General features: G+C 67.3%; 15 protein-coding genes. 9 read left to right on the top strand and 6 right to left on the bottom strand.

The genetic code is table 11. From position 1 onward, the window contains the following. Positions 1–88: 88 nt before the first annotated feature. Genes HWY37_RS14535 through HWY37_RS14525 form a run of 3 tightly spaced genes read left to right on the top strand, consistent with a single transcriptional unit; the run spans position 89 to position 2,719 of the window. On the top strand, positions 89–1,057 hold the full coding sequence (locus tag HWY37_RS14535) for a Bug family tripartite tricarboxylate transporter substrate binding protein (RefSeq protein WP_175205664.1): 969 nt from the start codon (positions 89–91) through the stop codon (positions 1,055–1,057). A 43-nt stretch (positions 1,058–1,100) separates the two neighbouring features. Then, a complete protein-coding gene (locus HWY37_RS14530) occupies positions 1,101–1,784 on the top strand; it encodes an RraA family protein (protein WP_176088902.1) in 684 nt (227 codons plus the stop codon). After that, on the top strand, positions 1,781–2,719 hold the full coding sequence (locus HWY37_RS14525; RefSeq protein WP_246302298.1) for an NAD(P)-dependent oxidoreductase: 939 nt from the start codon (positions 1,781–1,783) through the stop codon (positions 2,717–2,719). The genes HWY37_RS14530 and HWY37_RS14525 overlap by 4 nt, the downstream gene beginning before the upstream one ends. Before the next feature lie 15 nt (positions 2,720–2,734). Here the strand turns inward: HWY37_RS14525 and HWY37_RS14520 are convergent, their stop codons facing one another. Beyond that, entirely contained in the window at positions 2,735–3,556 is an 822-nt protein-coding gene (locus tag HWY37_RS14520; RefSeq protein WP_176088900.1) for a MetQ/NlpA family ABC transporter substrate-binding protein, read from the bottom strand. Between the two features lie 159 nt (positions 3,557–3,715). Here HWY37_RS14520 and rocD point away from each other — a divergent pair, with 159 nt between their 5' ends. Both rocD and rocF read left to right on the top strand, forming a co-directional pair. Further along, a complete protein-coding gene (gene rocD, locus HWY37_RS14515) occupies positions 3,716–4,951 on the top strand; it encodes an ornithine--oxo-acid transaminase (protein ID WP_176088899.1) in 1,236 nt (411 codons plus the stop codon). Further along, a complete protein-coding gene (gene rocF / locus HWY37_RS14510; RefSeq protein ID WP_176088898.1) occupies positions 4,951–5,916 on the top strand; it encodes an arginase in 966 nt (321 codons plus the stop codon). Before rocD ends, rocF begins: the two co-directional genes overlap by 1 nt. Before the next feature lie 82 nt (positions 5,917–5,998). Here the strand turns inward: rocF and HWY37_RS14505 are convergent, their stop codons facing one another. Continuing rightward, complete coding sequence (locus HWY37_RS14505) at positions 5,999–6,739, bottom strand: IclR family transcriptional regulator (RefSeq protein ID WP_176088897.1); 741 nt, start codon at positions 6,737–6,739, stop codon at positions 5,999–6,001. Between the two features lie 229 nt (positions 6,740–6,968). Here HWY37_RS14505 and HWY37_RS14500 point away from each other — a divergent pair, with 229 nt between their 5' ends. Together HWY37_RS14500 and HWY37_RS14495 are read left to right on the top strand one after the other, a co-directional pair. After that, complete coding sequence (locus HWY37_RS14500; RefSeq protein WP_176088896.1) at positions 6,969–8,177, top strand: ABC transporter substrate-binding protein; 1,209 nt, start codon at positions 6,969–6,971, stop codon at positions 8,175–8,177. Between the two features lie 62 nt (positions 8,178–8,239). Beyond that, entirely contained in the window at positions 8,240–9,298 is a 1,059-nt protein-coding gene (locus HWY37_RS14495) for an alcohol dehydrogenase (protein WP_176088895.1), read from the top strand. 2 nt (positions 9,299–9,300) lie between these two features. On the opposite strand, the gene HWY37_RS14490 is transcribed toward HWY37_RS14495, so the two are convergent. Both HWY37_RS14490 and parS read right to left on the bottom strand, forming a co-directional pair. After that, positions 9,301–9,816: an RES family NAD+ phosphorylase gene (locus HWY37_RS14490; RefSeq protein ID WP_175205655.1), complete on the bottom strand. Its 516-nt coding sequence runs from the start codon at positions 9,814–9,816 to the stop codon at positions 9,301–9,303. After that, entirely contained in the window at positions 9,813–10,280 is a 468-nt protein-coding gene (gene parS / locus HWY37_RS14485; protein WP_175205654.1) for a type II RES/Xre toxin-antitoxin system antitoxin, read from the bottom strand. The genes HWY37_RS14490 and parS overlap by 4 nt, the downstream gene beginning before the upstream one ends. Before the next feature lie 191 nt (positions 10,281–10,471). On the opposite strand from parS, the gene HWY37_RS14480 reads away from it, so the two are divergent. After that, positions 10,472–10,849, top strand: coding sequence for a DUF423 domain-containing protein (locus HWY37_RS14480; protein WP_175205653.1), 378 nt, complete (start codon positions 10,472–10,474; stop codon positions 10,847–10,849). Between the two features lie 67 nt (positions 10,850–10,916). Continuing rightward, a complete protein-coding gene (locus HWY37_RS14475; RefSeq protein WP_175205652.1) occupies positions 10,917–11,831 on the top strand; it encodes a DMT family transporter in 915 nt (304 codons plus the stop codon). 7 nt (positions 11,832–11,838) lie between these two features. On the opposite strand, the gene HWY37_RS14470 is transcribed toward HWY37_RS14475, so the two are convergent. Then, complete coding sequence (locus tag HWY37_RS14470; protein WP_175205651.1) at positions 11,839–12,477, bottom strand: glutathione S-transferase family protein; 639 nt, start codon at positions 12,475–12,477, stop codon at positions 11,839–11,841. 5 nt (positions 12,478–12,482) lie between these two features. Next, positions 12,483–13,637, bottom strand: a complete 1,155-nt coding sequence (locus HWY37_RS14465) for a PQQ-dependent sugar dehydrogenase (RefSeq protein WP_175205650.1) — start codon at positions 13,635–13,637, stop codon at positions 12,483–12,485. Between the last annotated feature and the right edge of the window lie 20 nt (positions 13,638–13,657).

The following is a 13,657-nucleotide window of genomic DNA, read 5'->3' as shown; positions in this document are numbered from 1 at the left end:
CAACACGTTTCATCTAACGAACTTGCATTGTATTACGCGGAACAACTCTCCAGAATGCACGCACCAAAAAACAAAACGGAGACTAACCATGAAACAGATTGCGCGTGTGCTGGCCGGCCTGGCCCTGGTGTGCGTAAGCGGCCTGGGCGCGGCTCAGGGCTACCCCGACAAACCCATCCGCCTGATCGTGCCGTTCCCGCCCGGAGGCGGAACCGACGTGCTGGCGCGCGAGGCCGCGATCAAGGTGGCCGGCAATACCGGCTGGAACATCGTCACGGAAAACCGGCCCGGTTCGGGCGGCAACATCGGCGTGGACGCGGTGGCCAAGTCGGCGCCGGACGGCTACTCCCTGGTGCTGGGCCAGACCAGCAATCTGGCGATCAACCCCACGCTGTATTCCAAGCTGCCCTACGATCCCGAAAAGGACCTGACCGCCATCGGCCTGGTCGCGGACGCGCCGCTCGTGATCGTGGTGCCGGCCAACTCGCCGCTCAAATCCTTCGACGACATGATTGCCGCGGCCAAGGCCAAGCCGGGAATCTTGAACTTCGCCAGCTCGGGCAACGGCACCGTGGCGCATCTGGCCGCGGTGCAATTGCAGAACGCCGCGGGCATCAAGCTCACGCACATTCCCTACAAGGGCGCGGCGCAAGCCTCCAATGACCTGATCGGCGGGCAGATCGACATGTACCTGTCCTCGGTGCCGACGCTCATCGGCCACGTGCGCAACGGCAAGATGCGGGCGCTGGCGGTGACCTCGGCGCAGCGCGTGCCCGACATGCCCGACGTGCCCACCATCGCCGAGCGCGGCTTTCCCGGCTTCGAGGCCGTGACCTGGTTCGGCCTGGCCGCGCCGGCCGGCACCCCCAAGGACATCGTGCAGCGCCTGAACGCCGAGTTCAACAAGGCGTTGCAGGCCAAGGACCTGAGCGTGAAGTACCAGGAGCAAGGCGCGCGCGTGCTGACCGGCACGCCCGAGGACTTCGCGAAGCTGATCCGCGACGACCGCGTCCGCTGGGGCGCCATCGTCAAGGAATCGGGCGCAAAGGTCGAATGACAGGCCACGGTCCCGCAGATACTCCAACCCGACAGGAACACTCATGGCCAATCAGGACATCATCAAGGACTTTCCCCGCGTCGGCGCCGACATCGTGCGCCGCGCCGCGGCTCTGCAACCCGCCATTCTGGCCGACGTGGCGGGCCGGCGCGGCGCGCTCAACGGCCGCATCCGTCCGCTGCATCCCGGCATGAAGCTGGCCGGCCCGGCGCTGACCGTTGAAGTGCGCCCCGGCGACAACCTTATGATCCACGCGGCAATCTCCCTGGCCAGGCCGGGCGACGTGCTGGTGATCGACGGCAAGGGCGACCTCAGCGCGGCGCTGATGGGCACCATCATGATGCACGCCTGCCGCAAGCTGGGCCTGGCCGGCGTGGTGATGGACGGCGCGGCGCGCGACACGGCGGAAATCATAGACATGGACTACCCGGTGTTCGCCGCCGGCGCCAATCCCAACGGTCCGACCAAGAACGTGCCCGGCCGCATCGGCCATCCCGTGTCGGTGGGCGGCGTGACCGTCCATCCCGGCGACTTCATCATCGGCGATGCCGACGGCGTGGTGGCGGTTGAACGCGGCAAGATCGAAGCCCTGCTGCCCGTCGCGGAAAAGAAGGTGCGTGACGAAGCCGAGCGCATCGCCGCCATCCAGGCAGGCGACACCGAGGCCAAATGGCTGGCGGCCGCCCTGCGCGCGGCCGGCGTCCTGAAGGAAGGGGAAACGCTGTGAACAGCCGCGCTGCGGGCAAGCCCGCCATCGTCGTGACCGCGGCCGACCTCGCGCCCGAGGCGCTCGCGCTGCTACAGGATTTCGAACTGGTCTTTGCCGGCAAGACGCCGACCGAAGACGGCATCGTCGAGCTATGCCGCAAGCATAATCCCGTCGCCATCATCGTGCGCTACAGCAAGGTGGGCGCGTCCGCGATGGACGCGGCGCCCGCCTTGCGCGTGATCTCCAAGCACGGTAGCGGGACCGACACCATCGACAAGGCCGCGGCCGCCCAGCGCGGCATCCGGGTCGAAGCCGCGGTCGGTGTGAACGCCGCCGCCGTGGCCGAACAGGCGCTGACGCTGCTGCTGGCATGCGCCAAGTCGCTGGTAGGACTGGACCAGCGCATGCGTGCAGGTCATTGGGACAAGTCCACGCACAAGAGCCTTGAACTGGGCGGCAAGACCATCGGCTTGATCGGCCTGGGGGCCATCGGCCAGCGCATGGCCGCCATGGCGCATGGCATGAACATGCGCGTGATTGGTTTCGACCCTTATGCGCAGAGCCTGCCGGAACATATCGCGCGCGTGCCGCTGGAAGAGATCTGGCGCGAAGCCGACGTGGTCTCCCTGCACTGCCCGCTCACTGACGAGAACCGAGCCATGGTCAATGCGTCGACGCTGGCGCAGTGCAAGCCCGGGATGATCCTGGTGAACACCGCGCGCGGCGGCCTGGTGGATGAAGAAGCGCTGCTGCAGGCCGTGCGTTCGGGCCGCGTGCAGGCTGCCGGCCTGGACAGCTTCGCGGTCGAGCCCATGGCCGCCGGCCATCCTTTCCAGCAGGAGCCGCGCATCGTCCTAAGCCCGCACATAGGCGGCGTCACCAGCGCGGCCTACGTCAATATGGGCGTGGCCGCGGCGCGCAACCTGCTGGCTGCGCTGGCGCGCGCCGGATAGCGCCGCCGCGCCGGGCTACCAGGGAAAGTCGATCAGATCGCCATACAGGCTGCGCAGCTTGGCCTTCACCTCGGGCGAGTTCTGGTAGATCGAAATGAACTTCAGCAGGCGCGGGTCCTGCGCGCGGGCCGGCGTGGTCACCCAGCGGATCGCATAGCGCCGCACGTTGGCGGGATCGGTATTGTCGAAGGCCAGGCCGTCCTTTTCGTTCAGGCCGGCCTGCTTGGCGAAGGTCGTGTAGGTAACCGAGGCCGTCACGTCGTCGAAAGTGCGCGCCGACTGCGAGCCCTCGATCGGCACGAACTTCAGCTTCTTGGGGTTCGACACCACGTCCTGCAGGCTGGCCTGATGTGCCACGCCGGGCTTGAGCTTGATCAGCCCGATGGACTCCAGCAACAGCAGCGCGCGGCCCGTATTGACCGGGTCGTTTGGCACCGCGATGGTGGCGCCGTCCGGCATCGGGTCGCCCTTCTTCAGCTTCTTGGAAAACAGGCCGATGGTGGTGGAATAGCCGTAGGCGATGGGCTTCAAGTCCGCGCCGCGGCGCTGGTTGAACAACTCCAGGAACGGTTCGTGCTGGAAGAAGTTCGCGTCCACCGAGCCATCGGCCACCGCGATGTTGGGCAGCACCCAGTCGTTGAATTCCACCAGCTTGACCTCCAGCCCTTCCTTCTTGGCCTGGGCAATCGCCAGTTCGGTGGCGGCGTTGGCGACGCTGGGGATCACGCCGATGCGCAAAGGCTTGTCCTGCGCCGAGGCATTCGCTACGCAGGCCAGGGCCAGGCCGGCCGCGGCCGCGCCGCGCGCGAGTTTGGTAAACAGTTGAGGCAAGAACATAGGGACCTTCCAGGAAAGAAATCGGGGCATCGCCCGGCGCAGCCGCTATTGTGCAGCAGCGCACTGCCGCAGCCGGTAATGGCCTTTGTCATGCAATGGCAATGTCCGGGACCGGCTCGCGGCGCTAAGATGGATGCAATACCTCCTCGGGAGACGCTCATGAGCGCGGTATTGAATACCCCCTCCGGCGACGGATCCGCCGCCAGCCACCGCGACCTCGTCGAAGACCAGCTCGGCGCGCACAACTACCATCCCCTCGATGTGGTGATCGCGCGCGGCAGCGGCGTCTGGCTCTACGACGTGGACGGACGCAAGTACCTGGATTGCCTGTCGGCCTATTCGGCCGTCAACCAGGGCCATTGCCATCCGGCCATCCTGGCCGCGATGGTCGAACAGGCGCAAAAACTCACGCTGACCTCGCGCGCCTTCCGCCATGACCAGATGGCGCCGTTCTACGAAGACCTGGCGCGGCTGACCGGCGCGCACAAGATCCTGCCCATGAACAGCGGCGCGGAAGCCGTCGAAACCGCGATCAAGGCCGTGCGCAAATGGGGCTACGAGGTGCGCGGCGTGCCCGAGGGCCAGGCCGAGATCATCGTCTGCGCCAACAACTTTCACGGCCGCACGCTGGGCATCGTCGGCTTCTCGACCGACCCCGACGCCTATGGCCACTACGGGCCATTCGCGCCGGGCTTCAAGATCGTCCCCTTCGGCGATTACGAAGCCTTCGAAGCCGCCATCACGCCCAATACCGTGGCGTTCCTGGTGGAACCGATACAGGGCGAGGCCGGCGTGATCCTGCCGCCGGCGGGTTATTTCACGCGGGTGCGCCAATGCTGCACCGAACGCGGCATCACGCTGATACTGGACGAAATCCAGACCGGCCTGGGCCGCACCGGCAAGCTGCTGGCCGAGGAGCACGAAGGCATCGAGGCCGATGTCACCCTGATCGGCAAGGCGTTGTCGGGAGGCTTCTATCCGGTGTCCGCCGTGCTGTCCAATGCCGACGTGCTGGGCGTGTTCCAGCCCGGCCAGCACGGCAGCACCTTTGGCGGCAATCCGCTGGCCTGCGCCATCGCGCGCGCCGCGCTGCGGGTGCTGACCGAGGAAGGCATGATCGAAAACGCCGCGGCCATGGGCGCGTACTTCCTGGAACGCCTGCGCGCCCTGCCCGGTCCGGTGCGCGAGGTACGCGGCCGCGGCCTGATGCTGGCCGTGGAGCTGGAGCCCGACGCCGGTGGCGCGCGCCTGTGGTGTGAACGCCTGCAGGCGCGCGGCATGCTGGTCAAGGACACGCATGGCCACACCCTGCGCCTGTCGCCGCCCCTGATCGTGACCCGCGAGCAGATCGACTGGGCTTGCGATCAACTTGCCGCGGTACTATCCGCTCCTTGATGTCTTTTTTACCCGGAGTCCGCGCCTTGCAGAACACCGCCAACCTGCCCCAACACGTTACCCTCATCGGCGCCCCGACCGACATAGGCGCCGGCGCGCGCGGCGCTTCCATGGGCCCGGAAGCCTTGCGCGTGGCGGATATCGGCCCGGTCATCGAAGCCCAGGGCTTCCTGGTGACCGATCGCGGCAACCTCTACGGACCGGCCAATCCCTGGCAGCCGCCGGTGCAAGGCTATCGCCATCTGGAAGAAGTCGCCGCCTGGAACCGCGCGGTGCACGCCGCCGTCTACGACGAACTGGGCCAGGGCCATCTGCCCATCCTGCTGGGCGGCGACCACTGCCTGGGCATAGGCTCGATCAGCGCGGTGGCGCGCCACTGCCGCGAAGCCGGCAAGAAATTGCGGGTGCTGTGGCTCGACGCCCACGCCGACTTCAATACCAATGCCCTGACGCCCACCGGCAATATCCACGGCATGCCCGTGGCCTGCCTGTGCGGCTACGGCCCCGAGCAGATCACTGGCCTGTCCGGTCAGACGCCGGACATCGAACCCGGCTGGGTGCGCCAGATCGGCATACGCAGCGTGGACCAGGGCGAAAAGCGCCTGGTGCATGAGGCCGGCCTGGAAGTCTTCGACATGCGCTACCTGGACGAGATGGGCATGCGCGCCACCATGGAATCAGCGCTGGCCGGACTGGACGCCGACACCCATCTGCACGTGAGCTTCGACGTGGACTTCCTGGACCCGGAAATTGCTCCGGGCGTGGGCACCACCGTGGCCGGCGGCCCCACCTACCGTGAAGCCCAGCTCTGCATGGAAATGATCGCGGACACCGGCCTGATGCGTTCGTTGGACGTGGTCGAACTGAACCCGGCCTTCGACGTGCGCAACAAGACCGCCGAGCTGGCGGTGGACCTGATCGAAAGCCTGTTCGGCAAGTCCACGCTGATGCGCCGCGGTTCGTGAGCCTGCCGCGGTCAGTGCGCGGTTCGGGCGCGATGTCGGTGTCGGTGTCGGTGTCGGTGTCGGTGTCGGTGTCGGGCAGATCCTAGCTTTCGCGGCCGAGACGGATGGCGTCCGCCGCCTCGCTCAGAAAGCGCACGTTCTCCCCCCGCCTTTCGGCCAGACGCGATGTGGGGCCCGCCATGCATAGCGCATACCACTCCCCGCCCAGGTCCAGCGCGACGGCCAGTCCGGTCAGGTCGGCCACGCTTTCGCCGGCGTTCTCCGCCCAGCCCCTGGCCGCCGTCCGCTCCACTTCGTCCAGCAGCGCCTGGCGCGTAACCAGGGTGCGCTCCGTGTAGCGTTCGTATTTGGGCTCGGCCAGCACGCTCTCGCGTTCGGCTGGCGGCAAGCGCGCCAGAATCGCCTTGGCCACTGCGCTGGTATGCAAAGGCCGCCGCCCCCCCGGGCGGGTGGCGTAGTGCACCGGCTGCGTGGATTCCGCCACGTCCAGGAACAGCACCGCGCCATCCTGGATCTTCCCCAGCATCACTGTTTCATTGGCCGCGTCGCGCAGCGCGGCCAACTGCGGACGCACACGCTCCATCCAGGGATCGCCCGCCTGGATCTGGCCGGACAGGGCTTGCAGCTTCGGCGTGGGGTAATAGCCCGCGCGGCGCCGCACCTCGTACAGGTAGCCGCGCGCCACCAGCGTGCGCACCAGCGCCAGGCAACTGGACATGGGCGCATCCAGGCCTTGAGCCAGCTCGGTCAGCGGCATCGGACGGCGCTCCTGGGCGAACAGTTCGATCAGTTCCAGCGTTCTTGCGACCAGCTTCACTTCCATGACGGCGGCCCTCCCGCGAGGTTTCCGGCCGCCTGGCGTAAGCGCCGGGCTTGGGAAATCCACTATGTTGACTTTTCATGTACATGAACCTAAATTCTTGCACAGGAATTTTATTTCACCAATATGAAATAATTTTCAGCCAGATGGAGAACTGGCGCCCCGCAAGCAGATACACGGCATCCCAACGAAAACCGATAATTCGGCCCGCCCCGGGCCGGGAGGCAAGCAGATGCGTATCAAACCCCTGTTGGCGGCGCTGGCCGCCTCGCTGGCCGCCTGCGCGGCCCATGCCCAGTCCGACGTGGTCCGCCTGGGCGTATCCAACGACCGTTCCGGCATCTATTCGGACCTGGGCGGCCTGGGCTCCGAAATGGCGGTCCGCATGGCGGTTGAGGACTTCGGCGGCAAGGTCGCCGGCAAGACCGTCGAGGTCATCGGCGCGGACAATCAGAACAAGGCCGACGTGGCCTCCGCCCTGGTGCGCCGCTGGTTCGACACCCAGGGCCTGGTGGCCGTGGTGGACGGCGGCGCCAGTTCGGCCGGCCTGGCCGCCCAGGGCGTGGCGCGCGAGAAAGGCGGCACCGCCCTCATCAGCGGCGGCTTCGCCGGCGATTTCAGCGGCAAGCAGTGCAGCAATCTCAGCACCCAATGGGCGCCCGACACCTATGCCCTGGCCAACGCGGTCGTCAAGAGCGTGGTCGAAAGCGGCGGCAAGTCCTGGTACTTCATCACCACCGACTACGTATTCGGCAAGTCGCTGGAAGCGAACGCCTCGCGCTTCGTCGAGAACGCCGGAGGCAAGGTGCTGGGCAGCACCCGCCATCCGCTGGGCGCCATGGACTTCGCCTCGTTCCTGGTGCAGGCGCAGTCGTCCAAGGCGGACGTGGTGGGCCTGGCCAGCGCTGGCGGCGACCTGGTCAACCTGATCAAGCAGGCCCAGGAGTTCGGCCTGACCGGCGGCAAGCAGCGCATGCTGACCTTCCTGACCTTCATCAACGACGTGCAGGCCATGGGCCTGCCGGTGGCGCAAGGGCTGACCTTCCCTACCGGCTTCTATTGGGACGCCGACGACGACACCCGCGAATGGACCCGGCGCTGGCAGAAGAAAATGGGCGTGACCCGAGCGCCTTCCATCGTGCAGGCGCTGAGCTACGTCGCCACCACCCACTACCTGCAGGCGGCGCAGGCGGCTGGCACCTTTGACGGCGCCACCGTCAACCAGAAGATGCGCGAGTTGCCCATCACCACCAAACTGATCAAGAATGCCCGGGTGCGCCCCGAAGACGGCCGCGTCATCATGGACCTGTATCTGGTCGAAGTGAAGAAACCCGCCGAATCGAAGTACCCCGGCGACTTCTACCGGATCCTGTCCACGGTGCCGGGCGAAAAGGTCTTCGTGTCCCTGGCGGACAGCGAATGCCCGGCCGTGAAGAAATAGCCTAGCCGACGTCGCGCCCGCAGCGCGGGCCGGCTGCAACAACACCCAGGAGGAGACATCCCATGAAGTGCTATTGCGTCGTGAACTTCCGCGAACCCCTGCAGGAAATGGACCAGCCCACCCCCACGCCGCAGGGGTCGCAGGTGCTGTTGAAGGTCCGCGCGGCGGGCGTTTGCCACAGCGATATCCACTTGTGGGAAGGCGGCTACGACCTCGGCCAGGGCCGCACCCTGTCGCTGAAAGACCGTGGCGTTTCGCTGCCGCTGACCATGGGCCACGAAACCGTGGGCACGGTGGCAGCCGCCGGCCCCGACGTCCAGGGGCTGGCAGCCGACCGCAATTACCTGGTTTATCCCTGGATCGGCTGCGGTACCTGCCCGACCTGCCTGTCCGGCATGGAAAACCATTGCCCGGCGCCGGCCTGCCTGGGCGTGCACCGCGCAGGCGGCTACGCCGATCACATCCTGGTGCCGCATTCGCGCTACCTGATAGACATCGGCGACCTGGAGCCCGCGCAGATCGCGCCCTACGCCTGCTCCGGCCTCACCACCTATTCGGCGCTGAAGAAGATCGGCGCCGACGTGTACCGCTCGCATCCCGTGGTCATCTTCGGCGCGGGCGGCCTGGGCCTGATGAGCCTGACGCTGATCAAGGCGCTGGGCGGCGCGGGCGCCATCGTGGTCGACATCGACCCGGCCAAGCGCCAGGCCGCGCTGGATGCCGGCGCCCTGGCCGCGATCGACGGCGCCGCGCCCGACGCCGCGCAGCAGATCATCAAGGCGGCCGGCGGCAAGCCGGTGCAAGCCGCGATCGACCTGGTCGGCGCGCCGGCGACCACTTCCCTTGCCTTCGACTTCCTGGTCAAGGGCGGCAAGCTCATCATCGTGGGCCTGTTCGGCGGGGCGTCTTCGTGGCCGATCGCGCTGATCCCCATGAAGGCGCTGTCCATTGTCGGCAGCTATGTCGGCAACCTGGCCGAATTGAAGGAACTGATGGAGCTGGTGCGGGCCGGCAAGGTGCCGCCCATGCCGGTGCATCGCCACGCCCTGGCCGAGGCCGACAGCGTGCTGGCCTCGCTGCGGGCCGGCAAGGTGGTGGGGCGCGCGGTGCTGACGAACTGAGTTCAGGCGGGCCGCAGGCGCGGATCGTAGATGAAGCGTTCGCGCCGCACGACCACGATGTTCTCGGCGTCGGGGTGCGCCGGATTGATAAGGAAATTGGCGTCCGGCACCCCCCGGTAAGGCACGATGGCGCTGGGCAGCTCCAGCAGCGCCGACACGCCGGACTCCACCCAGTTGTCGCCCACGGCCTGCGAAGCTTCGGCGAAGGGCACGGCGTCCCAGAAGGGATAGTCTTCCTGCAGCTGGGTCAGGCTCAAGGTCTGGCGGGCCTCGAGCACGGCGCGCGGCACGGCCAGTTCGATCAGGTAGCGGTTGGCCTGTTCGGATGCGCGGGCCGCGAAGTGCACCACGGTTTCCAGCACCGCCAGCGCCACGCTGGCCGACGCATACACCACCGGCGTGCCGGGGCTGTTGTAGCGCCCGCCCACGGCCGCCGCCCCGGCTCCGCTAAGGTCGTCGGCGCGGTACTTGCCCGCTGTCGTGCCGATACGCCAGATGGAAACGCTGTCGTCCGTCATGCGTAGACGCCGGCAGCCGCGCGCGCCAGCGTGTCTTCGACGATGCGGCTGCTGGCGTCGGAAGTCAGCAGCGACAGCGGCTTGACGTTGCCCAGCGCGGGCACCGGGGTGTTCAGCCAGGCCACCGCTTCCTCGTCGCTGCCCAGCACTTGGCGCGCCACTCGCGCCACCCGCGCCACGCGGGCCAGGCGGTCGGATTCGCCCAGCGGCAGCATGTGGCCTTCGCGGCTCCAGCGCGACAGCGATGCCGCCTTGACCTCGGTGATGGCCATGATCTCGGATTTGGACACCTGCAGGTAATCCGCCGCGTCGTCCACCATCTGGGCGGGCAGGCCGCGGCGCACGTCACGCGCCATGTCGACCAGGGGGCTGTCCACCAGGCTGCGGAACAGCTGCTTGGCGCGCGCCGCCGCATGGCGGGACGGCCGCTTGGTTGGGGATTTTTCGGCGACGGCGATGTTCATGGCCAGCTCCTGCATGATGGCGCGCCCTTGTTGTTGGGCGCATGGCATTTCCAAATTGAATTCATGATATCCCATTTGGAATGTCCATCACAAGATCCGTCCCCATGCCGCCGCGTCCAGGGCCGGCGCCGGATTTGGGCATATCATAGGCGGCTGTAACACGATAAATCAGACACTTGTAAGGACTGGCAATGACGGACCGGCAGCTCACGATACTCGCGGCGTTGAACCTCATGGTGGCGGTGGGCGCAGGCGCCTTCGGCGCCCATGGCCTCAAGCGCATGCTCACGCCCGAGCTGCTTTCCGTCTGGCAAACCGGCGTTCTCTACCACCTGATCCACGCGCTGGGCCTGTTCGTCGTCGCGCTGCTGGGCGCGCGCTATGGTTCATCCCTACTTTCCGCGGCCGGCGTGGTGATGTTCGTCGGCATCGTGCTGTTTTGCGGCAGCCTGTATGTACTGTCCCTGACGGGCACGCACTGGCTGGGCGCCGTCACGCCCTTCGGCGGCGTTGCCTTCCTGGCGTCGTGGGGCATGGTCGCCCTGGCCGCCTATCGCGCCCAGGGCTGAACGCCACGCGGCCTTCTTTCCCTCATCCTCACACGGCGGCAGGAACCGCCCACTTTCCAGGCTGTAGATGTCCACCTCCTCCGCATTGCCCGCCACCCAAACCCAATCCGCCGCCGCAGGCATCGCCTGCGTGGTGGGGGGCATCTTTTTCCTGACCTTGAGCGACGCCAACGCCAAGTGGCTGGGCGCCCACTACAACCCGCTGCAGATCCTGTTCCTGCGCGCCCTGATCGCGCTGCCCTTCGTCACCGCGCTGGCGCTGTGGCTGGGCGGACGCCGGGTGCTGCGCACCGCCCATCCCGGCCTGCACCTGACGCGCGGCGCCATCAACGTGGTGTCGGCCTACTGTTTCTATTTGGGCCTGCGTTCGTTGCCGCTGGCCGAGGCCACCGCTATCGCCTTCGCGGCGCCGCTGTTCGTGACCGCGCTGTCCGTGCTGGTCCTGAAGGAGCGCGTGGATGCCAAGCGCTGGCTGGCCGTGCTGGCCGGTTTTGCGGGCGTGCTGATCGTGGTCCGGCCTGGCGCCGCAACCTTCCAGGCTGCGACCCTCCTGCCCCTGATCACCGCCCTGCTCTACGGGGTGATGATGATCACGGCCCGCGGCATCAACCGCAACGAAGGCATGCTGACCACCACGCTCTACATTGTGCTGGGCCAGCTGGTATGCAGCGCGGTCGCCCTGCCCCTGGTCTGGGAAGATCCGGCAATCGCGGATCTGCCTTACTTCGGCGCGGTAGCGCTGTTCAGCACGCTGGGGCTGGCGCTGATCACGCAAGGGTTCCGCATCGGGCCCGCCTCGGTGGTGGCGCCCTTCGACTACACCGGACTGATCTGGGCCACGATCCTTGGCTGGATCTTCTGGCGCGAGACGCCTGACGCCTACGCCTATCTGGGCGCCCTGTTCATCGCCGGCAGCGGCGTCTACATCGCGGTGCGCGAAGCGCGGGCCAAAGCCAGAACGCGCAAGTCCGCCAAGCGCTGACGGCGCGCTACTCCGTGGGCGGCGGGAAGTGCCGCCGCAGCACCCGCGCCACGTTGGGCTCCAGCGCGCCTTCGCGCGCCACGGCCGTCAGGGCCGGACATTCGGCAGCGAACCAGGCCGGCCCCGGACGCCAGCGTGTCATCACGGTCACATACAGGTCCAGCGCCGAAAACCGCCGGCCCAGCATGTGCGGCGCGCCGGCCTGGCGCTCCAGTTCTTGCCAAAGATCCGCCCGCCGCGTGTGCACCCGTTCCCGCAACAGATCGGCGGCCCGTCCTTCCGTGGTCCACTGCGGCGTATTGTCGCCATAGGTGAACGTGGGATAGATGGCCGCCACCAGGCGGATCAGCAGATTGAGAAAGCGCGCGCGCTCCGGCTTGTCGGCGGCGGGCGCCAGCCCGGCCTGCGGCGCCACGTCGTTCAGGTGCAGGATCATGGCGGCGCTCTCCGTCATGACCTCGCCGTCCGGCAGGATCAGCGTGGGCACCTGTCCCAGCGGATTCAACTGCAGCAGGCGGTCGCGCTCGGCGCAAGGCTTGAGGTAAGGCAGATCCGTCAGCGTATGCGGCACGTTGGCCAGCACCAGCGCCATCTCGACGATGGCGGATCCGCAACCCGCGGACCCGATCAGCTCATACGGTTTCATGGCGTTCATCCTCCGGATTCCGCCGGCGCCAGGCGCAACAGCTCGCCGGGCGAGGCATCGGTCAACACGTACATATAGCCGTCCGGCCCTTGCCGCACGTCGCGTATCCGCTGCTTGCGATCTGCCAGCAGCCATTCCTGGGCCACCACGCGGTCGCCGTCCAAGGTCAGGCGGATCAGGTTCTGGTTGGCCAGCGCGCCGATGAACAATGAATTGCGCCAGGCCGGAAAGCGGTTCGCATCATAGAAGGCCATGCCGCTGATGGCGGGCGACTTCGGCCACCAGAACAAGGGCGGCTCCATGCCGGGCAGGTCCGTGCCCTTGGCTTCGGGTATGGGCTGGCCCGAATAGTTGATGCCGTGGGTCGCCAGCGGCCAGCCATAGTTCTTGCCCGGCTGGATCAGATTGATTTCGTCGCCGCCGCGCGGGCCGTGCTCGTTCTCCCACAACTGGCCGGTCCGCGGATTGAGTGCCATGCCCTGAGGATTGCGGTGCCCGTAGGACCAGATTTCCGGCCGCGCGCCGGCCCGGCCCACGAAGGGATTGTCGGGCGGCACCGAACCGTCGGCCTTCAGCCGCACGACCTTGCCTTGCAGCTTGTCCAGGTCTTGCGCGGTGGACCGCTGGTTGTTCTCGCCCAGCGAGATGTACAGATAGCCCTTGCCGTCGAACACCAGCCGCGATCCGTAATGCAGGCCGGAGGACAGCTTGGGTTCCTGCCGGAACAGCACGCGGAAATCCTCCAGCGCGCTGCCGTCGGCGGACAGGCGGCCGCGGCCCACGGCGGTGCCGCTCTTGCCGCCATCGGCTTCGGCGTACGAAAGATAGACATAACGGTCGGAGGCGAAATCGGGCGACAGCGCCACGTCCAGCAAGCCGCCCTGGCCCTGCGCCGCCACCTTGGGCACGCCGGCCAGGGGCTTGGACAATCCGCCGGGGATGCGCAGCAGCCGCAGGTTGCCGGGGCGCTCGGTGATCAGCACGCCGCCTTCGGGCAGAAAGGCCATGGCCCAGGGATGATTCAGGCCGCCCACCACCGCCGTGACGCGGGCCGGGACCGTTGCGGGTTCGGGGCCGGGCTGCGCGGACGCGGCCAGCGCCAAGGAAAGACTGAACGACAGGAACAGCGCGCGCGTGCTCGCGGCGGGGCGTGACGGCATGGGCATCTCCGGCAGCGGGT

Source organism: Achromobacter anxifer (genome assembly GCF_903652925.1).
GTDB lineage: Bacteria > Pseudomonadota > Gammaproteobacteria > Burkholderiales > Burkholderiaceae_B > Achromobacter > Achromobacter anxifer.
The sequence above is the reverse complement of the archived record's forward strand: the minus strand, read 5'-3'. Positions and strand labels throughout refer to the sequence as shown.